A 21,716-nucleotide genomic window follows, 5' to 3' on the forward strand; every position below is an offset into this window, starting at 1 on the left:
CGCGGCAACTATTGGGTCTCCACTTAAGCCAGATGAGCTTCGGGGCTCAGGTTAGATGTGGAACTGAATGCTCAGAAAACACTACAGTTGCACCCAATCCGCCGGCGGCTTGCCTTTGCCCGGATGCACCTCACCACAGGATGGGCAGGTGCGGTTTTCGATGCTGTTGTGGAACCGGTCGTAGATTTTTGGCAGGGCGGTCACGATGCCTTCGGGGCCGTCCAGCGCCACTTCTTCCCGATGCACCAGGCCTTCGCAGTTGAAGCAGAACCACTCAAACCCTTCTTTCATGCCAGGCTGTCGCGGGGCCTCAACCACAATGCCTACCGAGCCTTCTTGTGGCCGTTGTGGGGCGTGGCGCACATGTGGGGGGAGCATAAAGACTTCGCCTTCGCGCACTGGCACATCATAGATTTTGCCGCCATCCGCGATTTTGAGCATCATGTCGCCCTTTTGCTGGAAAAACCACTCCTCCACCGGATCGTCATGGAAATCGACGCGGGTGTTGGGGCCGCCCACCACCATCACAATCATTTCGCCTTCCTTGTGCAACAGCTGATTGCCAACCGGCGGACGCAGTTTGTCCGCATTCTCCGCAACCCATTTTTTGAAGTTGAACGGTTTCAAGGTTGGATGTGTGGCCATGTGACCCTCCCTAAATGTCCGCGTGATGCCCGCGCCGCGTGCGTGTTGGCATCAGGCTAAGGGATTTTGCGGCAAGGAAATATGGAATTTGGGGAAAGTGGCTATCCGCTTTTGGAATATGTCTTAGGGCGCGAGCAGTAAGGCGGTGCCAATCATCGCCAGCACCATGGCGAGCAGCAACCGTGCAAGCGCCACGTTTTCTTGAGTAGGGCGCCACCGCATCAGCACGGCGGCAAACAGCACATCCATGGCGCCCAATACGGACACGGCGGCCACCGTGGTGTGTTTGAGCGCAAAGAACTGCAATATCTGCCCGGCACTGAGCGCAAAGGCGGTGATCCAATGCGCCGCTGACCGGTCGACCGTGATGTGGTGCCAGCCGGGCAAACGGCCTTGCCGCAACACTGTTCCAGCGGCGACCCAGACAGAGGCCACTGACGCGCCAATGGCGGTGCCCAAGGCTGCGTCTGGCAGAAACAACAATCCAAGGCCGCGCAGGGTATAGGCCATTGCATAGGCTAAGGCGGACACTGTCCCAAGCGCCACCCAGCCCCCCAACGGCGTTTTGCTGGGGCGGAGATAGAACAGCACCCCCGCAAGGACAAACACGCCGCCGACCAAAACCTGTGGGCCGGGCGTTTGTCCGAGCACAAGAAAGGCGCAGGGTAGGGCAAAGACCGGCACCAAGCGACGCAGCAGTCCTGCGTTGACCGCCCCGGCGACCTCGGTCACGCGATACATGGGCTGACGGCCCAACACATTGGCGCAGAGCCCGGCGCAGGCAAATATCAGCATGGCCTTTCCACCGACGCCAGACAACAGCACGTCGCGAGAGACGTCTGCTGTGAATAGCCAAAGCCCCCAAGAACAGACAGCCGTGACGACAATGGACAGAAAGACGCCGTTGTCGCCCTGCGCCTGCGCTTTTGCATGGACAATGGACAGCCCAGCCACGCCGTAGGCGGCGGCTGCAAGTAGGGCCAGCGCTTCGCCTAGCATCGCCGGTTTAGAGCTGTAGCCCGCAATCTTCAAACGCGGCGCTGGTGGCGGCCTTTTCGGCTTCGGTCAGTTCCAACATCGGATGTCGCACCCGGCCGCCGATCTGTCCCAGCAATTCCTGCCAGTATTTGCCGTGGGCGGTGGGTTTGCCAGCGGGCTTGCTGTTGCGGATCGCTGCTCGCACCGGTTCAAGGCTGTCGCGCACCCGGCGGGCCTGATCGAACTTTCCGGCAAAGGCCAGCTCGGTGTATTCGTGCATCCGGCGGTCATTTTTGGTTTGCAACTGGTAGGGAGGGGACGAGCACAGGTACAGCTGCCAGCCCAGCTCTTCGATGTTGGCAAGCCAGTCGTCTTCCAGTGAGGTTGAAACCAGGATCTTGTCGCCGACCATCTTGGTCAACCGGGCATACATCTCGCGTGGCACCGAATATTTGATCGCCATGATGTTGGGGAGGTCCGCAATCCGGGCGCAGGTTTCCGGTGCCATCAGATAACCGCTGTCCGGATGGCTCCACATGGCAATGCCAATGTCGAGCCGGTCACAGAGGTATTTGTAATAGTTATACAAAACCTCGTCGCGGTCGTGACAGAAACTCAGCATCGGGGCATGGACAACCACATAGTCCGCGCCGCAGTCCTGAGCATGTTGACCAAGCTCCAGCACGGTCTGCACGCTCTGGTCGGAGATCGACATGATGGTGCCGGCCTTGTCGCCACATTCCTCCACCGCAATCGTCATGTTGCGCTTGCGCTCCTCCATCGACATGGACCAGAACTCACCTTGTTTCCCGGCAATGAACAGCCCCTGAATGCCAAGATCATCGATCCAGTGGCGGATGTTGCGCCGCAACCCGGCTTCGTTTAGCGCCAAGGTCTCGTCAAACGGATTGAGCGCAGCCGCCCAAATGCCGCGCATGGTCTCACGGGAATAGGCTTTGGCTTCATGTTTGGCGTATTTCATGGCGACACTCCGATCCGGCAAAGAGGGGGAGCCGGTTTTTGGGCTCTTTAGAGACCTGATAGGCTACGGATGCGGCCCCGCACCAGCCGCATCCCGAGAAACTGGTTATCCAAAATTCTGATAACAGAGGGCGCTTTCTTCCACTATGTTGATGGGGCACTTGGAGGGACACATGAAAATCGGCATCATTGGGGAAGGCGCAATCGGGCGCTATGTGGCAGAGGCTTTGCAGCAGCGCGGCTGGGGTCCACATGCGGTTTTGGCGCGGACGACACAGCCCAAGGACACGTCGCTGGCGGATGTGGTGCGCGTCACATCGGTGACGGAGGTGCCTGCCGAGATTGCTGTGGTGTTGGACTGCGGCGGCCACGCGGCCCTGACGCAGCACGGGCCCGCGCTTCTGGCGCGGGGCACCAATGTGATCACCCTGTCCTTGGGGGCGTTGGCTGATGCCTCTTTGGCGGAAACACTCACGCAGGCCGCGCAATCTGGCGGCGCACAGCTGCATCTGGCCAGTGGCGCCATAGGCGCCTTGGACAGTTTGCGGGCCGCCAAGGTCGGCGGGCTAACAAACGTCACCTATATTGGCCGAAAGCCGCCACTTGGATGGCAAGGCTCACCGGCGGAGGCCCAACTGGACCTTGGCAGCCTGTCCGCACCCACCTTGCATTTTGAGGGCACCGCGCGCCAGGCAGCTCTGTCGTATCCCAAAAACGCAAATGTTGCGGCTGCGGTGGCTTTGGCGGGCACCGGTTTTGACGACACCCGCGTCAAACTGTTGGCGGACCCGACGATCACGGCCAATTTTCACGAGGTGCAAGCGACAGGGGCCTTTGGGCAGTTCTCGTTCCGTATCGAAGGCAGTGCCTTGCCCGACAATCCCCGCAGTTCGGCTCTGGCCGCGATGAGCATGGTGGCCACTGTCGAGCGGCTTTTTTCCCCTATGTCGATGTGAGGACCTGCCATGGCCACCCGTCACACCCGAATTGTAGAGCGTGCTTTGACCCGCCTGAAGCTGCGGCAATTGCGATTGTTGGTTGCCGTTGGTCAGCATGGCAGCATTCAAAGCGCCGCGAGGGACCTGAGCATCTCGCAACCAGCTGCCACCAAGATGATCCAGGATCTGGAGTTGGACTTTGAGGTGAAGCTGTTTGAGCGCACCAATCGGGGTGTGGTGCCCACGGTGTTTGGTGACTCCCTCATTCGGCACGGCAAGCTAATCTTTGCGCAGGTGTCTAATGCGGCGCAGGAGCTGGACGATTTGAACGAGGGCAATGCCGGTCGGGTGGTCGTCGGCACTTTGTTGGCGGCGTCACCTTCTTTGTTGCCGCTGGCGGTGGAGCAGCTGTTAAAAGACCGTCCCAAAGTGGCGATCAAGATTGTCGAAGGCACCAATGAAGTCCTGATGCCCGCGCTGTTGTCCGGCGAAATCGACATGGTTGTGGGGCGACTGCCAGACCACCGGCACCGTCAGCATACCAGTCAGGAGAAGTTCTTTGACGAACGGATTGTGGCTGTGGTGGGCACCCAGCATCCGCTGGCGGCGCAGGCCAACGTCAGCTTTGAACAGCTTAAGCCCTATGGCTGGATCCTGCCGCCCATCGAAACCACCCTGCGTCGGCAATGTGACCAGTTTTTTGTGCGTCAGGATCAATACGCGCCGGAGACGGCCATTGAATCCGTGTCTTATCTGGCCAACCGGTCCTTGCTGCGCTCTCACAACTTTATTGGCCTTATGCCGGCCCATGTGGCCGCGCTCGACATTGAAAACGGTCTACTGGCAGCGCTGGATTGGGTGGCGCCGTTTGGCGCAGGGCCGGTTGGGGTGTCTTATCGCGGCAGCCAAAGCCTGTCTCCGGCCAGTGCGGCCTTTCTGGAGGCGCTGCGCGGCGCCGCAGAGGAGATCCAGGGGCGCATTGAGACGCTCTGATATTCGCCATTGTTATAGCTGGATTTGTTCAATTCTGTTGCGGCAGGGCGCTGGACGCAGGAGTTATGGGGGCAAGTCAAGTACGACAGCGAGGGCGGCATGCACACCTATCCAGACCTGCAACTTTTCATCAACGGACAGTGGCGCGACAGCGCAAAGACCCTTCCGGTTGTGAACCCCGCCACAGAAGCGGTGCTGGGCCAGCTGCCCTGTGCCAGCCGTGCCGATCTGGAAGACGCCTTGCGGGCTGCCGAAGCAGGGTTTGAGGTCTGGCGCAAGACATCGCCGCGCGCGCGGGCGGACCTGATTGTGCGGGCGGCCGCGATCATGCGGGACCGCCAGGAAGAGATCGCACAGAGCATCACAGCGGAACACGGCAAGCCTTTGGCGCAGGCCCGTCTGGAAGTCATCCGCGGCGCCGAGTTTTTTGAATGGGACGCTGGCGAAGCCATGCGCACCTATGGCCGGGTGATCCCCTCCGCGGCAGGGGGCAAAATCTCGGTGCATCACAGCCCTATTGGCGTAGTCGCGGCGTTTTCGCCGTGGAATTTCCCAATGAGCCAACCTGCCCGCAAAATTGCCGGGGCGCTGGCCTCCGGCTGCTCCGTTATTCTCAAGGCTGCAGAAGAAACCCCTGCCGGGGCGATCCACATCGTGCGGGCATTTGAGGAGGCCGGATTGCCGCCGGGGGTGCTGAATCTGGTGTTTGGCGTGCCGTCCGAGATTTCCGAGTTCCTGATCCCGCAGCCCTCTGTGCGCCTCGTGGCGCTCACCGGCTCCACACAGGTCGGGCGGCATCTGACCGGTCTTGCCGCGCAGAGTGACACGCGGGTTCTGATGGAGCTGGGCGGCCATGCGCCGGTGATCGTGTGTGAAGACACCGACGTGGAGCAGGCCGCAATCAGCGGTGCGGTGCGGAAAATGCGCAATGCTGGGCAAGTCTGTACTTCCCCCACGCGGTTTTTCATCCACGAGAGCATTTTTGACCGCTTTGTAGACACCTTTGTGGTCCGCGCCGCCGCTACGGTGGTGGGCAACGGAATCACTGACGGTGTGGAAATGGGGCCAGCCGCCAACGAACGGCGCATCCCCGTGCTGAGCGCTTTGGTCGAAGACGCCGTGGCCCAGGGCGCAGAATTGCGTACAGGCGGCGGACGGCACGGCGATACCGGTTATTTCTTCCAACCAACGGTGCTCACAAATGTGCCAGGTTCCGCCCGGATCATGCAGGAAGAGCCGTTTGGCCCGATTGCGGTGCTCAACCCGGTCGGCAACCTGGATGAAGCAATTGCACAGGCCAATGCGGTGCCATACGGGCTCGCGGGCTATGCCTTCACCAACCGCGCCGACTACATCGACCGTTTGATTGACGAGATCGAAGTGGGCAACTTCTCAATCAACACCCTGGAGGCATCCCTGCCTGAAACCCCGTTTGGCGGCGTGAAGTCCAGCGGCTACGGCCGCGAAGGCGGCACCGAAGGGCTGGAGAGCTACCTGACTGTGAAAAACGTCTGGCACTCCGCCAACATCGCCTAAGCCAACATTCCCCCTATGCGCTCCTGCGTCCAAATGAGCTGACAATACCATGACTGATTTCTCCAAAACCCGCGCCATGTTCGACATCCCCGAAGGCATGATCTACCTCAACGGCAACTCGCTAGGTCCGATGCCGAAAGCGGCCCCGGAGCGTATGCAGCGTTTCTTGATGGATGAGTGGCGCACGGACCTGATCCGGGGGTGGAACACCCGCAACTGGTTTATGCAGACCAACACATTGGGCGATCGGGTGGGGCGGCTGATCGGCGCGCCTGACGGCAGCACCGTCGTGGGCGACACGCTCTCGATCCGCGTGTTTCAGGCGGTGGCAGCGGGGCTGGCCTTGGTGCCAGAGCGCAAGGTGATCCTGTCTGACAACGGAAATTTCCCCACCGACCTCTATATGGTTGAAGGGCTGATGAAGCTCAAAGACGCCGGTTACGAGCTGCGCATCCCAGATCCAGAAGACGTACTGGATAACATCACTGACGAGGTTGCGGTGGTGATGGTCACTGAGGTGGATTACCGGACCGGAAGGCGTCACGACATGAGTGCCATCATTGAAAAGGCCCATGCGCAGGGCGCGGTGGTGGTCTGGGACCTGGCCCATTCCGCCGGTGCCATTCCGGTGGATGTGGCGGCTCTGGACGTGGATTTTGCCGTAGGCTGCACCTACAAATACCTCAACGCCGGCCCGGGCGCGCCGGCTTTCATCCACGTGGCGCCACGCTTGCTGAGTGTGGTCGAAAGTGCGCTGTCGGGGTGGTATGCCCATGAGGCTCCCTTTGCCTTTGACACCGATTTCCGCCCGATGCCGGATGCGATTGAACGCATGCGCATCGGTACGCCTTCCATCGCATCCTTTGCCCTTTTGGACGCTGCACTGGACGTGTGGGACGCGGTGGACATGGAAGATCTGCACCAAAAGTCCATCGACCTGAGCGAGCTGTTTATCCGCGAAGTGGAGGCCCGTTGTCCGGGCGTGACGTTTGCCGGTCCAAGAGATCCGCTGGCCCGCGGCAGCCATGTGTCCTTCCGGTTCGAGCACGGCTACGCCTGCATGCAGGCGCTGATTGCCAATCAGGTCATTGGCGATTTCCGCGCGCCGGATGTGATGCGCTTCGGGATCACACCGCTTTTCATTGATCAGGCCGACATCCTGAAGGCCGTGGACACATTGGAGAGTATTCTGAAAAACAAAACCTGGCGCGAAGAGCGGTTCCAGGTGCGTGCCAAAGTGACTTAAGCGTTCGCATCTATGCTTGAAGCCACTAGGCTGGTCGTCGGCACCGAAGGGTTGGCGGCCCAAGCTTTGCCGGTCATGTGTGCAATGTTTCCAGGTGCATTTATGCCTTACGATCGGTGCCCCCCATACAACACCCAAGATCCAGTCATGCTTGTCGGCGAGGGACAGAAGGAATTCTGTCTCTGTGATCGCGGTTTTGAGCCTCGCCCACGTGACTTGGTCCGCCCGCCCCCTGAAACCATCATTCCTTTGGATCAGAGGCCTACTATGCGTGACCAGTCAGATGGCGCTGCCGAGCATCAAAGTGGACGCAGAAGGTGATGCCCTGCGTGACCATGCTGCGACAATTTTGCATACTCGTCCGATTTTTTAGCGTCGCGAAAGTTACTGCTTAATTGCTCTCGTAAGCGCGGAGAGCAGGTCTGCGCGTTGAATTGGCTTCGTCAGGCGCACATCGCTTGGCCGGAGACCGTTGCCGTGAATCTTTGCCTCGTTTGGGTATCCGGACATGAAGACCACCGGAAGGTCATGGGTGATTTTCCTGAGCTCTTTCGCCAGATGCGTTCCTTGGAGCGCGCCTGGCATCACAATATCGGTGAGCAGCACGTCGAAGTTCTTTTGGGCTTTGTAAACTTCCAAGGCCGCGTCACCATTTTCGGCGGTGGTGACTTTATATCCGGCGTCCTCCAGAATGGTGAGAAGGACGTCTCTAACGGCATCTTCGTCCTCGACCAGCAGAATCTTGGCGCCGGTATGGGCTTTGCCGGCACCGACGGGAGATTGTTGACGCACACGTGGGCGCTCGGCATCGGTTGCGGGGAAATAGAGCTTGAACGTGGTGCCTTGATCCACTTCGGAATAGACCTGAATGGTGCCGCCGCTCTGGCGCATAAACCCCATGACAGAAGACAGTCCAAGCCCGGTGCCTTTGCCGGTTTCTTTAGTGGTGAAGAAAGGCTCGTAGATTCTGGGTAGGTTGTCCGAGGCAATACCGTGGCCGGTGTCGCTGACTGCGAGCATGACATAACGCCCTGCCGGGATGATTTCCTGGCGGTCATCGGCGTAGGCATCTTCAATGCGAATGTTCGCCGTTTCAATCGTCAGGTTGCCCTTTCCGTCCATCGCGTCCCGTGCGTTTAGCAGCAGGTTGAGAAGGGCACTTTCCGTGCCATTTGGATCGGCTTGGATTTTCCAGAGACGCGCTTGCAGCGAGGTTTCCACAATCACGGTTTCCGGCAAGGTCCGACCGACCCAATCGTCGGTCTGTCGAACCACCGCGTTCAGGTCGATAACTTCGGGAGACAGGCTGTCTTTGCGGGCAAAGGCAAGCATGCTTTTGGTGAGGTCGGCGCCTTTGTGGGTGGCACTTATCGCGGCTTTCAGGTTCCTGGCGCTTTTCTCGTCCGGGTTTCTGTCATAGGCAAGTTCCAGGTTGCCTAAGATCACGGCCAGAAGGTTGTTGAAGTCATGCGCGACACCGCCGGTCAGCTGGCCAATGGCGCTGAGCCGGTTGGCGCGCTCTACTTGTTCGCCCTGGATGATCTGTTGGGTGACATCGTCCAGAACCATCACGCTGGCGATCTCGGGAGACGAGGTTTTCTCTATGGGGCTGCTGGAGAGGTGAACGTAGCGATAGTCTGTGTCCGTGTTTTGGGAGAGGCGCAGTGTTTCGCCTTCCACTGTTTCGCCAGCCCGTACCCTGTCCAGTGGCGTTTGGGACGAAAGGTCGAAAGGCTGTCCGTCCTGACGGGCTAGGGAGATGCCTGCAGGCCACTCAATCGGCATTTGGATGTCCGCCAAGCCGAGCATCTCCCGCGCATTGGGGTTGGCCAGTGCGATTTGACCTTGCCGGTTGAAGGCCACGATCCCACTTTGAGCCGCATTCATCACAGCACTCAGGCGGCTGGAGACATCCTGCGTGCGGGCGGCGAGATCTTCGGCCATGCGGCGCGCGCGCTGGCTCATTAGGACCATGACCACCAATGACATAATGGTGCCGACAATCAATGTGCCGAGAACAAGTGCCAGGCGTTTACGGGTGTCGGTCCAGAAGATCGGGTCGCCGCGGAGGGCACTGAGGTGCGCCTGAAACTTTGGCGAAAGGATGTAGTACGGGATCACTTGGTTGAGTTGCATGCGCACATCGCCCAACCCAAACCGAAGGCCAATGCCTGCTGATTGATCATAAGCGGCGGTTTTAGGCACGATTTCTTGTTGAAGCCCGTCGAGGCGCTGTATGCGTTCAATGAGGAACTTGTCCGCAATTACGGCACTGACGTCGCCTTTCAGCAGAGCCGCGATCAGTTCATCAGGCGAGTAGTACAGCTCGATATCAGTGTCGGCTGCTGCAGGCACCTTTTCCATCAGCTCGCCAACGTCCAAAACGCCGATACGGCTGCCTTTCAGGTCCGCAATTGTGTTGTAGCGGTTTTGATCCTGGCGCCGCACAAACATCGTGATCGGTACGTCATAGATCGGCTGGGTGAAATCCAGCCCTCGGCGCCGTCGTTCGGTAATGCCTGCGATTGGCAGAATGTCCACGCCCATTTCCTCGGACCATTTGGTCATTTCCGGAATGGTAATCTCGCGGAAGCGGTATTGCAGTCCTGCGGCTTCCGCGATGTCGCGAAAGACATCGACACCAAACCCACTGTAGCTGCCATCATCGCCAACAACCTGGAAGGGGGGGTAATGCAGGACCCCGACAGTGAGCACTTCGGGACGCGGATCGTAGAGGTTCATGTGGTATCTACGGCGGAGATCCAGCAGTGCTTTGGTGTCAGTCAGGTGTGTGATGGCGGCATTGATTGCGGGCATATGTTCCGCTTCTGAGGGGTGCAAGCCAACGACACGTGGGAACTCCGCACCTGTGTCTGGAACAATGGCGAACAAATGATCGAGGCCGGCTTTGTAGCTCCATCGGCTAAAAAATTGCTCAGAGGTGAAGACCAGATCCACATCACCCCGCAACAGCGCCACGGCCGGATCATTAGGGCCTTCAAAAATCACAGGATCCAATCCGTCGGGTAAAACGCCGTCGGTCCAATACTGCATGGATTTTGTGAAACCCACGGTTTGCGGTGTTGAGAAGGTCAGATCGAGTTCGTACAGGCGGTCCAGGCGCGCAAACAGGGAAACCCGCATTGGGGACAGCTCTTCGGATTGGTCCAGTTGCAACACGGGGGCCAAAACCTTCGGCATACCTGCGTACAGCGTCGCTTCGCCCTTCTTGTAAGCCTCGGAAAAACTAGCCGCGTCGGCGTACTCCCTAAATTCGAGCGGCAATTCTGCTTCTTGTGCAATCAAGCGCGCCAAATCAGAAAAGAAGCCAACGGGTTCACCATTCTCGTCCGCATGAACCGCGGGAAAGGCTTCGATCCAGCCAGCGATCAGAGGCTGTTGCTGGGCGGAGGCTGACAATGCGGTAGCAAAGACCGTAATCCCCCCCCACATGGCGCGCTTCACACAGAAGATGGCTTTTCGAGTATTGCTCAGTTTGATGAGTGCCATCACCTGTGCCTGTAACTTTTGTCTTTGTCGCAAGAAGGTTAGCGCAACACAGTGGAAACACAAATGAAAACCAACGGTTCCACTGTTTACGCTTTGCGGCGAGTGTTTTGCGGTGTGTTTCTCGCCTTTGGGGTGATTGCAGGGATGGGAGCTATTGCCTCTTTTTACTTTTTGCGCGAAACTAATTCGATAGTTTGTTCGACGGATTCAGAATTAAGAGTGTTGGGAAGGTCTTTCCTTATGGCCGATCTATTTGTTGCAGATGATAACCCCGATTTTGCCAGCTTCGTTGCCGAAGTTGCCGAAGATTTGGGGTGGACTGTGACCACATGTCAAAATGGCTTGGAGTTATTGGATCAGTTGGGGGAGGCAGAAACGCCTGCTCTGGTATTTCTGGATGTTCTGATGCCTGAAATGGACGGGATCGAGGCCATTAAGAGCCTGGCCGAAATGGACCGCGACATTCGCGTGCGCTTTGTGACAGGAGGAGCTGCTTGCAATGTGGTGGCGGCAGAACGCATAAGTGCTGGCCGTGGACTGCGGTTGGGGCCAACGATTTTGAAGCCAATTGCCCTTCGCGAATTGCGAAACGAGCTACAGCGTGAACTGGATACCGGCCTCAAACAGAGTGCGTGAGGCGCAATTAGTTTAGTAATGAAACGGTGAGAGGCCCCCAAGGGGCCTCCAATCTGTTGTGGTCAGCTGGGCTAGCGTTGCGAAAAAGCGGCTTCCAGGTCTGCGGCCAAATCCGCCGGATCTTCGCAGCCGACGGACAAGCGAACGAGATCGTCGCCAATGCTAATCTTTTCGCGGTGTTCCTCCGCTACGGCAGCATGGGTGAGAGATGCCGGGTGCTGGATCAGGCTCTCAACACTGCCAAGGCTCACGGCGAAGTGGAACAGGCGTGTGGCGGTCAGGACACGTTCGACGCGGTCCAAGCCCCCTGTCAGGCGCAAAGAAATGAGTGCTCCGTAGTTGGACATCTGGCGTGCAGCAATGGCGTGGCCGGGGTGCGTCGCGAGGCCGGGATAGATGACCTCTGTAATCCCCAGGTCCGCAGCGCTTGCGGCTAGTTTTTCGGCGAGAAAGGCGGCGGAGGTTGTCTGGCGTTCCACGCGCAATGCGAGGGTGCGTAACGACCGCAGCAGAAGCGCGCAGTCGCTTGGGCACATCACCGCACCAAGCGCGTTTTGCAGATAGCCGATCCGCTCGGCAAGGCTGTCTATTGCGTTTTCGGAGACGGCAAGGACACCACCTAGAAGATCGGAGTGACCGCCGAGGAATTTGGTGGCCGAGTGCATCACAACGTCGATGCCGTGATCTAGTGGCAACTGCCCGCAGGGAGAGGCGAAGGTGCTGTCACACACTGTGATGGCACCAACGTTGTTGGCGATTTTGGCAATGGCAGAGAGATCCACAATTTTTAGTAGTGGATTGGATGGCGTTTCAAACCATAGAAGGTCAGCCCCTTGGGCAGCGGCTGTTAGGGCGTCGGTGTCGCAGAAATCGACAAGGTCAACATGACAGCCGGACATCGCAGGACCAACTTGCGCCAGCAGCCGGTAGACGCCGCCGTAGAGGTCTTCGTGAGCGACAATCTTTGCGCCGGGTTTCAGAGTTGCCAGCATTGTTGACGCAGCAGAGAGGCCGGATGGAAAGACAAATGCGGCTTGAGCGTTCTCCAGGTCCGCGAGGCAGGCTTCAACTCGCTGACGTGTCGGGTTTCCAGATCGCGAGTAGTCGTAGCCACGGTTTTTGCCAATACCGTCCTGAACATATGTGGTTGCGGTGTAAAGCGGTGGCACAACCGCGCCGGTTGCCGAGTCAGGTTCCTGACCAGAATGGATCACGCGGGTGGCCAAGGAGGCGCGGTTTTTTACGGACATTGGGTCTCACTGAATTCTAAATGATCGCATGGATTTACGAGGTTATTTCAGGGGTATAGGGCGGTGGCAAGAAAGATTTGGATCGCTGGTGCGCGGTGACGCTGTGCGTACGAGGTAGGTGCAAGCCCGCGTTTAGAGAATGGCAAGACTAGCGGTTTAATGGTGGTTCCGGGATTTCTCTTCGGTCAAACAAATGCAGAACCAATCAATCACTAGAGGCTATTTGCGGCTGCGTAGCGGTATCGCGCTAGCAATCTTGTTGCTGGCAAGCCTTGGTGCGTTTTACGTATCGTGGATAGGCCAGCGCCATGTGATTGAAAGCGCGCAGAATACCCGCATGATGGATCGCATCCTGGTGACACTGGCGGATTTTTCGCTGTCGTTTGACGCGATTAAAGATGATCCAACCAGTCAGGCTGCCGAACAAGCGCTTTCTCGGTTGCGGCGCGGCCATCGGTTGGGGATGTCGGCGTCTGAGGAATTGGCTGTAGCGCAGCTTGGTCACGCCCATTCCGCGGACACGCAGCGGATTTTGGCTCAGCAAACGTTGAATCCTATCGAGGAACTCAACGATGTTTTAGATCTGGCGCGCCTTTTGGTGGAAAAAGACCGACCGGAAAACCAAATGAGACGGGTTGCTGTGGTCGGTGCTGATCTCAGTCGTCAGCTGATCCCGGTGTTTTTGCGCTTGACTGAAGCAGAGGCCATCGCTTCCGAGAAAGTGGCGCAGGAACAGAAGTTCTATTCGTTTGTAGCTATTCTGATCGGGGCTTTCGGAATCTTCGTTGCTGCCCGGTTTGTGCACATGCCTATGGAACGGTTTGTCATTTCCGCGACTGCGGAGATTGCTCGAAACCAACGCAAAGCGGAGGCTGCATCGGAGGCGAAGTCTGCGTTTTTGGCAACGATGAGCCATGAAATTCGGACGCCGCTAAATGGGGTGATGGGTCTTAGCGAGCTGTTGCAAGACAGTGAGACCAACCCTGATCGCCGCCGGATGTTGGACATGATTGTGTCCAGTGGTCATTCACTTTTGCAGGTGATCAATGATGTGTTGGACCTTTCCAAGATCGAGGCAGGCAAGATTGCCGTAGAGGCGCAGGTGTTTGAGGTGAACACCCTCTGTGCAGAGGTGGTTGAGCTGTTTCAGGCGCAGGCAGCGAATAAAGATATTGAACTCAAAATGGAGGTCGTGCCTCAGCAGGCCAATTGGCTGGTCAAGGCGCCGAGCAAAGCCGTGCGCCAAGTGGTGCTGAACCTGGTCAACAATGCGGTCAAGTTCACGGACCAAGGGTCCGTCACCGTTTGCCTGAGTTATGTGGACGATGGCGAGCTGCAGCTGGACAAGAGCGAGCGCCGAATCCGAATTGCTGTAAGTGACACCGGCATCGGCATTGGCGCGGATGCGTTACCACATGTTTTTGACCAGTTTTCGCAAGCGGACAGTTCCACGACAACACGCTTTGGCGGGACTGGACTGGGTTTGGCCATTGCCAAACAGTTGGGTGAAGCGATGGGAGGAACGGTTACTGTGTCCAGTGTTTTGTGCGAAGGGTCGACTTTTGCGCTGGAATTTCCGGCTTTGCTGCAGGCGCCCTCTGCGCCTGTGGTTGAGCGGATCACGGATCAGTTGGTTTTTGACGGCAGAGTACTGGTCGCCGATGACAATCGGGTGAATCTTCTGGTTGCAGAAAAAATGCTGTTGAAGCTTGGGTGTACCGTCAAAAAAGCGACCAATGGTATCGAAGCTGTTGGGATGCAGCGCATGTGGCAGCCAGATTTGATCTTAATGGATATCCGGATGCCAGAAATGGACGGGCTGGAGGCGACCCGCTTGCTGCGCAGTGAAGGGGCGCAATCCGCGACTGGCGATGTGCCAATTGTTGGGCTCTCTGCCAATGCCCTGAAAGAGCATCAGGATGAGGGGCTGGCCGCGGGGATGACAAGTTATCTAACCAAGCCACTCAAGAAAGACGCGCTGGTGGCAGAGCTACAAAAGCATCTGCGCTACCACGTTCAGAAGACGGAAGGACCAAAGAAATGCGCCTAGCGGGATTGTTTGCTGTTTGGGGGGCTGCCGTTGGCGCACATGAGGCGCTGGCTGAAGAGTTTAATGTGCTCAATTGGACCGACTACTTCGAGGCCGCGGTTATCGCTGAGTTTGAAGATCAGTTTGGTGCAGAGGTGGTTGTCGACACGTACCTTGAGGCGGAAGAGGCTGAAGGCATTCTCTTGGGTCGGGCGACTGGATATGACGTTGTTGTGGTGCCAACAGAAAGTTTGGAACGCATGACGCATGACCGGGCGCTTGCTGCTATTGCAAAAACGTCCATCTCAGACCTGGAAAACTTGGAACAAGGTCTTTGGCCAATGATCGAAGGCGTTATGCCAGAGGCGTCGCAATACGCTGTGCCTTACGTATGGGGGACCACCGGTCTGGCCTTTGATATTGAGGCGGTAACAGCGCGAATTGAGGGCGCCCCTTTGGATAGCTGGGCGCTCATTTTCGATCCGCAACACGCTGCACGGCTGTCGGATTGTGGTATTTCCATTGCCGACAGCAGCGAAGAGGTTGTCGCGATTGTGTTGAGTTATCTTGGGCGTGATCCGGCGTCCCGATCTGAGGCAGACTTGGATGCGGCCTTTGCAGTGTTGGAAAGGGTTTCGCCCTTTGTGCGTTTCTTTGACACGCAACAGTATGATGCGCTGGTAGATGGTGAGGCTTGTGTGGCACTGGCATGGAGCTCAGAAGCCTTCGGGCCAATTATTGACGAGGGCATGCAAAATTTTCGTTACGTTGTGCCGAAAGAAGGCAGCAACCTGTGGGCGGATGTGTTTGTTTTTCCAGTAGATGGTCCGAATCCGCAGGCCGCGATGAAGTTTGTGCAGCACATGGCCACGAAGGGTTCTGCAGTTGCCAATGCACAATGGGTTTTCGGTGCGGTTAGAGATGCAAGTTTGCGCGCCTTGGTTGATGAGCCCGCCTACGAGCACCCCGCTTTGCAGCTGAATGACGACCTGTTGCAGCGACTCTTTGTTGTGCGAACCCGCCAGGGGGATGAGAAGCGCGCCTTGGAGCGCCGGTGGCGCCGTATGGTGTTGGGGCTGTAAGTGTTTTCTCGGTTACGCTGCAAGTGGGCTTAGAGCACAGCACTGTCGTTCAATTCCGCGCGTAGGGCGCGAATTCGGGCGCGTTGACCGGCCGAAATGTGGGCGCGCATAGCGTTCTCGGCCGCGTCGCCATCCCGCGCGCTCAGCGCGTCAAGGATCGCAGCGTGCTCCGCAATCGCGCTCTCGAAACGTTCTTCGTCGGCCAATGTTGTGCGCCCCAGGATCAGCATAGCCTTCTGTAAGGCGAGCATTGATTTGATCAGGAAACGGTTTTTTGCGGCTTCCAAAAGGGCGCGGTGGAATTGACGATTGAGGCGAGAGGCTTCAGTGCCTTTGCCCGCTTTGGCGATCTCTTCGCAAATCGCGGCCAACTCAGTGATTTCCACATCGGAGGCCATGCGCGCAGCCATGCGCGCGGCGGTACATTCCAGCACGCTGCGCATCTCATAAAGCTCCATGACTTCTGAATAGTCCAGTTTTCGGACGGTGGCCCCAACGCGCGGCAGGTGGGTGACCAGTCCGTCGGCTTCAAGCTGGCGAATGGCTTCCCGGACAGGGGTGCGGCTGACCCCAAAGCGGGTGGCCAGATCGGTTTCCCGAAGGCGGTCTCCGGGTGACAGGCGTCCTTCGCGGATTTCCATAAGCAATGCGCCATAGGCGGCGTTGCCTTGTAGGTTCTCGCCGGATGTGAGGTCGTCGCTCATGGGGCTATCTCGTGGTGACTTGAATTATTGTATCCCTGTGTATACAAAAGGATGCAATCAGTCAATCAAGATTGGAATCACCCGTGACCACGCTGCGACTTCGGGCCACCACCTTTGCGGTGGCGGCATTTGGGGCCTTTGTTTTCTGGATGCTAGCTTTGCCCTTGCCGTTCCTGTTTGGGCCAATGGCAGCCTGTCTTATTGCGGCGCTGGGTGGAGCCCAGTTTGCAGGCTTTGGTCAGATCACGGCGGGCGCGCGCACCATCCTTGGTGTTGCCGTTGGTACCTCGATTACGCCCGAGGTGGCTGCACAGTTGCCAAGCATGGCCGGATCGATTGCTTTGATGCCGCTCTATATTTTTCTGATCGCGCTGATCGGTGTGCCGTTCTTTCACAAGATCTGTAAGTTTGATCCGGTGACATCCTACTACGCGGCGATGCCCGGGGGATTGCAGGATATGATCCTGTTTGGGGAGGAAGCGGGGGGTAATGCACGCGTGTTGTCACTGATCCATGCGACGCGAGTGTTGGTGATCGTGACCGTGGCGCCGATCATGTTGATCTCTGTCTATGGTGTGAGCTTGTCCAATCCGATTGGGCAGCCTGCTTCTGAACTGCCGCTGCATGAAATGGCGGTCATGGTTGTGGCGGCTTTGGTTGGCTGGAAGGGGGGCGAAAGGATCGGGTTGTTTGGTGCGTCCATTCTGGGGCCGATGATTGTCTCTGCCGCTTTGACCATGGGTGGCGTGCTCCACTCACGTCCGCCGCAAGAAGCAATTTGGACGGCGCAGTTTTTCATCGGTGTGGTGATCGGCGTGTATTATGTTGGTGTCACCCTGCGGGAGTTGCGCAGTGTGGTGCTGTCCGGCTTGGCTTTTATGGTGGTTTTGGCGGTGTTGGCAGCTTGTTTTGCGGAAATCGTCACGCTGTTGGGCCTTGCGCCGGCAATGGAAGCGTTCCTGGCCTTTGCGCCGGGGGGGCAGGCTGAGATGACAGTGCTGGCCATTGTCGTTGGGGCGGACCTGGGATTCGTTATCGCCCATCACCTGACACGGATTGTATTGGTGATTTTAGGCGCGCCCATTGCGGCGCGCCTGTTGAAACCAAAGGCTTCGGGTTAGTTTTTCTTTTGAAAGGCGATCATGATCAACGCCAGTAAGGACGAACCCAGCATCAAGAGCAGGCTGACCGCATTCAAGAGAGGCGTTGAGCCTTCTTTAAGGCGGTCAAACATGGCGATGGTCAGGGGCGCATCGGACCCAACGAGCATCAAAGTTGTGTTGAAGTTCTCAAAGCTCATCAGGAAGGCCACCACAAAGGCACCAATCAACGCAGGCGCCAGATAGGGCAGGGTGATGGTGCGGATCGCTGTGAGGCGGCCAGCGCCAAGGTTGAGCGCGGCTTCTTCCAACGTGCGGTCAAACTTCTGAAGGCGCGCACCAATCACCAGCGTGGCGATGGTTGTGATGAAGGAGAACTGCCCCAGGATCACCAGCCAAAGACCGGGGCGCAGCGCTTCTACATCCCATTGGAACCCATCCCAGAGGCCATTGGCCAGACGACTGGAGGCCACCAGAATAGAGATGCCCAAAACGATGCCCGGGATCACCAGCGGCAACAGCATGAAGACATAGAGCAAGCCCTGACCGCGGAATTTGTAGCGGTTGAACAGGAAGGCGTTGGAGAGACCAACAACCATCGACAGTGCAGAGACACAGAAGGCCACAAACACCGAGGTGCCAATGGCGCGCAGGATGCTGCGTTCGTGGAACACACCGATCATCGGGCGTTCGGAACCAAAGAACCAGTTCCACGTAAAGCCCTCCCAAGGCAGAGACGGAAACTGACTGTCGTTGAAGGCAAAGCCCGCGACAACGATCAGAGGCAATGCAAGGAAGATGAAGAACAGCACCACATAGGCCGCATAGGCCGTGGTGAGCAGGCGGGATTGAGGGATTGAGGGGATCATCGTGTCTGCTCCTTATCCCATGGTCTTTTCAAGCGACTGACCGGTCAGGCGCAGCATGCCCCAGACAATCACTGAAGAGAGGATCAACAGCAGGAAGCCGAAAGCGGCGCCAAGCTCCCAGTTAAAGCGTACGATGAACTGCGAATAGATCAACTCGGTGAACCAGAGGCTTTCTTTGCCGCCCAGCATTGTGGGTGTGAGGTAGTTGCCCAGACACAGCATGAAGACCACGATCGAGCCGGAAACGATGCCGGGCATGGCGTGTGGGATAATGATCTCACGCAGCACGCTGAGCCCGTTGCCGCCAAGGTCGTAGCCCGCTTCGACAACTTCGTCTGGCAGGCTTTCCAGAGTGGTGACCAAGGGCACGACCATGAAGAGCATCGACGTATAAACGAGCCCAACCATGATGGCGGCGTCGTTGTAGAGCATTTCCACTGGTCCGCTCGCAAGGCCTACGGACTGCAATAGGTTGGAGATGATACCGGTTTCACGCAACAGGATCATCCAACCAAAGGTGCGCACGAGCTCGGAGACCCAAAACGGCACAAGGCAGAGCAGGAACAACGCTGATTGGGTGCGGCCCTTGGCCATTTTGGCGATGTAGTACGCGACCGGAAAGCCGATCAGCAAAGTCAAAATGGTTGCGAAGATCGACATCACGGCGGTGCGCAAAAACGTCACCAGATAAAGCGGTTCCTGGAAGAACGTCAGATAGTTGGCGAAGCTCAGGTCATACTGACCGACGCCTACACGTTCTCGCATCGAAACCAGAAACAGGTCGATGTGCGGGATGAAGATGAGGAGCACCAGCCACAGCAGTAGCGGGGTGAGTAGGAGGATTAATCCAAGTTTGGCTTCGCGGTGCATCAGGCGGCTCCTGCGGCAAAGCAATTGGCCTGATCACTGGCCCAGCCAATATGGATTGGCGCGCCTTTGGAAAGGTTTGCAAATTCACCGGATTGCGGCAAGTTGACCGCAACCTCTTCGTGCCCGGCCGTGTCGCGGACCATGACGCGGGAGGCGGCGCCATTGAACAGGATCGAGGTCACTGTGCCGGAAATCTGGTTGTCGAAGTTGGCGAGGTCATCTGCGTTGTGGGCAATGCGGATTGCTTCCGGACGGACAAATGCGTCAATGGTGTCGCCTTCGGACAGGGTGCGACCGTGGGTGGCACCGCGCAGGGTGAGGCCGGAGGTGGTTTGCACAAGGGCGTTGCCGCCGTCTTGTTTCACAACCTTGCCCGACCAGCGGTTGCTGTCGCCTACAAAGCCCGCCACAAAAGCGGTGTCCGGGCGGTAGTACAGGTCTTGCGCGCTGCCAACCTGCTCAAAACGGCCGGCGTTCATCACGGCGATGTTGTCAGACATCACCAGCGCCTCGGACTGGTCATGGGTGATGTAGACAAAGGTGGTGTCAAACGCGGCTTGAAGGTTTTTGAGTTCCACCTTCATGTGTTCGCGCAGCTTGAGATCCAGTGCGCCGAGAGGCTCGTCGAGCAACAGCACGTCGGGTTCCAGCACCATGCAGCGGGCAATGGCCACACGCTGTTTTTGACCGCCAGAGAGTTCGTCGACTCGGCGATGGCCGATACCGGGCAGGCCGATGCGCTCTAGCGCCTCGTCGACTTTGAAGCCGATGTCTTTCTTGTGCATGCCCGCGCGGCGCAAGCCGTAGCCGATGTTGTCGGCGATGTTCATCATCGGGAACAGGGCGAGGTGTTGGAACACCATGTTCACGTGGCGCTTGTTAGGCGGCACGTTCAGAACCGAGTTGCCTTTGATCTCAATGTCACCGCTGGTCGGTTCCAGAAAACCGGCGATCATACGCATGATCGTGGTTTTGCCGCAGCCGGATGGTCCAAGGATCGAGAAGAAGGACCCCGCTGGCACGGAGAAGGACACGTTGTCCACCGCCTTGCTGTCGCCAAATTGCTTGGTGAGGTTGGTGCACTGCAGATCAGGCGTCATTGGGGGAGGTCCTTTAAAGTCGTCAAAAGCGTGCGCCCGGTTTGGGCACACGCTGTTTTTGTTTCAAAAATAGTAGGGCTTACTTGGCCGCTTTAACGCGATCCAGAACGCCACCTTCGATGGCTTCCAGGCCTGCTGGCACTGGTGGATACCATTTGATGTTGTCGATGGCTTCGGCTGGAAAGGACGCTTGATAGCGGGCTTTCAGATCGTCTGCTGCGAAGGCGTCTGCGCCTTTGGAGGCGGTGAAGTTGCCTGCGGCTGCGGTGATCATTGCGGCCACTTCAGGCTGCATCACAAAGTTGATCCAGGCGTAAGCTGCGTCGTCTGCTTTGCCTTTGGCAGGCAGCACGAAGGTGTCAACCCAGCCCAGAGCGCCGGATGCCGGTGCTACAAAGGTGATGTCGGCGTTGTCGGCGTTCAGCTTCCATCCGCCGGTGTCCCACGCCATAGACGCCACAACTTCACCGGAACGCATCAGGCCCATCAGCTCGTCGCCACCACCCCAGTAGGTTTTCACGCCTGCTTTACATTCGATCAGCTTGGCTTCGACTTGCTTCATGATGTCTTCATAAGCAGCTGCGTCGCCGTAGGCTGCGAACGGGTCCAGACCCATGGAATAGGCAAAGCCGATCAGGGTTGGGCGCTTTAGACGGTAGGACACTTTGCCTGCGACGTCAGAGGCGCAAAGGTCGGTGTAGTCCTGAACCATGGAGGCTTTGGCCGTGTCGACCACCAGGCCGGAGGTGCCCCAAACGTGCGGTACGCCGTAGACGTCGCCACCTACGGTGGTGTTGCCCTTGGTGGCGTCCAGCATGGATGGAATAAAGAGGGAGGCGTCAATCTTGGACAGATCGATTGGCTTGTAGATGCCGAACTCTTCCTGAGGGCCTGCGATACGGTCTTGGCTTGGCTGTGCCAGATCAAAACCACCGCCACCAGTGGCGCGCAGTTTCGCGATCATCTCTTCGTTGTTGGACTTGGTCACTTCAACGGTGTGGCCGGTTTCGGCTTCAAATTTGGCAACAACTTCTTCTGGTGCGTAGCCGCCCCAGGTCAAAAGACGCAGAGTGTCTGCGGACGCGGCACCGGCGCCAAGAGTGGCGGCTACGGCGATGGTCGCGGACAGCTTAAATGATTGATTTTTCATGGAACATATCCCCCTGGGATTTTTCTTTTGGTGTTTGGTGCCGCTACCATGGGGGGAATGTATCATTTGGTCAAATATTTTCGTCACGCGTTACGAAAG

The 21,716-nt window shown here is 57.7% G+C and carries 18 protein-coding genes; 8 read left to right on the plus strand and 10 right to left on the minus strand.

The features are described 5' to 3' along the window. Window positions 1-81: 81 nt before the first annotated feature. The 3 genes from SIB92_RS00370 to SIB92_RS00380 form a co-directional block, all read right to left on the minus strand. A complete protein-coding gene (locus SIB92_RS00370; protein ID WP_412553950.1) occupies window positions 82-645 on the minus strand; it encodes a 3-hydroxyanthranilate 3,4-dioxygenase in 564 nt (187 codons plus the stop codon). A 123-nt stretch (window positions 646-768) separates the two neighbouring features. Next, on the minus strand, window positions 769-1,644 hold the full coding sequence (locus tag SIB92_RS00375) for an EamA family transporter (RefSeq protein ID WP_412553951.1): 876 nt from the start codon (window positions 1,642-1,644) through the stop codon (window positions 769-771). 7 nt (window positions 1,645-1,651) lie between these two features. Further along, a complete protein-coding gene (locus SIB92_RS00380) occupies window positions 1,652-2,605 on the minus strand; it encodes a dihydrodipicolinate synthase family protein (RefSeq protein ID WP_412553952.1) in 954 nt (317 codons plus the stop codon). Between the two features lie 172 nt (window positions 2,606-2,777). Here SIB92_RS00380 and SIB92_RS00385 point away from each other — a divergent pair, with 172 nt between their 5' ends. From SIB92_RS00385 to kynU, 4 genes are all read left to right on the plus strand, one after another. Beyond that, window positions 2,778-3,560: an aspartate dehydrogenase gene (locus tag SIB92_RS00385; protein ID WP_412553953.1), complete on the plus strand. Its 783-nt coding sequence runs from the start codon at window positions 2,778-2,780 to the stop codon at window positions 3,558-3,560. Window positions 3,561-3,569: 9 nt separating this feature from the next. Continuing rightward, entirely contained in the window at window positions 3,570-4,535 is a 966-nt protein-coding gene (locus tag SIB92_RS00390; protein ID WP_412553954.1) for a LysR substrate-binding domain-containing protein, read from the plus strand. A gap of 99 nt (window positions 4,536-4,634) precedes the next feature. Continuing rightward, window positions 4,635-6,071, plus strand: coding sequence for an NAD-dependent succinate-semialdehyde dehydrogenase (locus tag SIB92_RS00395; RefSeq protein ID WP_412553955.1), 1,437 nt, complete (start codon window positions 4,635-4,637; stop codon window positions 6,069-6,071). A gap of 49 nt (window positions 6,072-6,120) precedes the next feature. Next, a complete protein-coding gene (gene kynU / locus SIB92_RS00400; protein ID WP_412553956.1) occupies window positions 6,121-7,317 on the plus strand; it encodes a kynureninase in 1,197 nt (398 codons plus the stop codon). Window positions 7,318-7,701: 384 nt separating this feature from the next. On the opposite strand, the gene SIB92_RS00405 is transcribed toward kynU, so the two are convergent. Continuing rightward, on the minus strand, window positions 7,702-10,827 hold the full coding sequence (locus tag SIB92_RS00405) for a transporter substrate-binding domain-containing protein (protein WP_412553957.1): 3,126 nt from the start codon (window positions 10,825-10,827) through the stop codon (window positions 7,702-7,704). Window positions 10,828-10,890: 63 nt separating this feature from the next. Between SIB92_RS00405 and SIB92_RS00410 the strand changes: the two genes are divergently transcribed. Beyond that, window positions 10,891-11,463 (plus strand): response regulator, encoded by a 573-nt coding sequence (locus SIB92_RS00410; protein WP_412553958.1) that lies wholly within the window; start codon window positions 10,891-10,893, stop codon window positions 11,461-11,463. A gap of 71 nt (window positions 11,464-11,534) precedes the next feature. Here SIB92_RS00410 and SIB92_RS00415 read toward each other — a convergent pair whose 3' ends face one another. Continuing rightward, complete coding sequence (locus SIB92_RS00415; RefSeq protein WP_412553959.1) at window positions 11,535-12,713, minus strand: trans-sulfuration enzyme family protein; 1,179 nt, start codon at window positions 12,711-12,713, stop codon at window positions 11,535-11,537. 337 nt (window positions 12,714-13,050) lie between these two features. Between SIB92_RS00415 and SIB92_RS00420 the strand changes: the two genes are divergently transcribed. Continuing rightward, window positions 13,051-14,763 carry an ATP-binding protein gene (locus tag SIB92_RS00420; protein ID WP_412553960.1) on the plus strand — a complete coding sequence of 571 codons (1,713 nt, stop codon included), beginning with the start codon at window positions 13,051-13,053 and terminating at the stop codon, window positions 14,761-14,763. Next, window positions 14,754-15,824, plus strand: coding sequence for an extracellular solute-binding protein (locus SIB92_RS00425; RefSeq protein WP_412553961.1), 1,071 nt, complete (start codon window positions 14,754-14,756; stop codon window positions 15,822-15,824). Before SIB92_RS00420 ends, SIB92_RS00425 begins: the two co-directional genes overlap by 10 nt. A gap of 29 nt (window positions 15,825-15,853) precedes the next feature. Here the strand turns inward: SIB92_RS00425 and SIB92_RS00430 are convergent, their stop codons facing one another. Continuing rightward, the gene (locus tag SIB92_RS00430) at window positions 15,854-16,528 is read right to left on the minus strand and encodes a GntR family transcriptional regulator (RefSeq protein WP_412553962.1); all 675 of its coding nucleotides are present in this window, start codon (window positions 16,526-16,528) and stop codon (window positions 15,854-15,856) included. An 83-nt stretch (window positions 16,529-16,611) separates the two neighbouring features. Here SIB92_RS00430 and SIB92_RS00435 point away from each other — a divergent pair, with 83 nt between their 5' ends. Beyond that, entirely contained in the window at window positions 16,612-17,649 is a 1,038-nt protein-coding gene (locus tag SIB92_RS00435) for an AbrB family transcriptional regulator (protein ID WP_412553963.1), read from the plus strand. Here SIB92_RS00435 and SIB92_RS00440 read toward each other — a convergent pair. The 4 genes from SIB92_RS00440 to SIB92_RS00455 form a co-directional block, all read right to left on the minus strand. After that, window positions 17,646-18,497 (minus strand): ABC transporter permease, encoded by an 852-nt coding sequence (locus tag SIB92_RS00440; RefSeq protein ID WP_412553964.1) that lies wholly within the window; start codon window positions 18,495-18,497, stop codon window positions 17,646-17,648. The two genes, SIB92_RS00435 and SIB92_RS00440, sit on opposite strands and share 4 nt — an antisense overlap. A gap of 12 nt (window positions 18,498-18,509) precedes the next feature. Further along, complete coding sequence (locus SIB92_RS00445) at window positions 18,510-19,367, minus strand: ABC transporter permease (protein ID WP_412553965.1); 858 nt, start codon at window positions 19,365-19,367, stop codon at window positions 18,510-18,512. Next, entirely contained in the window at window positions 19,367-20,467 is a 1,101-nt protein-coding gene (locus tag SIB92_RS00450) for an ABC transporter ATP-binding protein (RefSeq protein WP_412553966.1), read from the minus strand. Before SIB92_RS00450 ends, SIB92_RS00445 begins: the two co-directional genes overlap by 1 nt. 79 nt (window positions 20,468-20,546) lie before the next feature. After that, the gene (locus SIB92_RS00455; RefSeq protein ID WP_295177442.1) at window positions 20,547-21,617 is read right to left on the minus strand and encodes an extracellular solute-binding protein; all 1,071 of its coding nucleotides are present in this window, start codon (window positions 21,615-21,617) and stop codon (window positions 20,547-20,549) included. Window positions 21,618-21,716 lie beyond the last annotated feature (99 nt).

This window comes from Shimia sp. MIT1388, assembly GCF_047124445.1.
Lineage (GTDB): Bacteria > Pseudomonadota > Alphaproteobacteria > Rhodobacterales > Rhodobacteraceae > Shimia.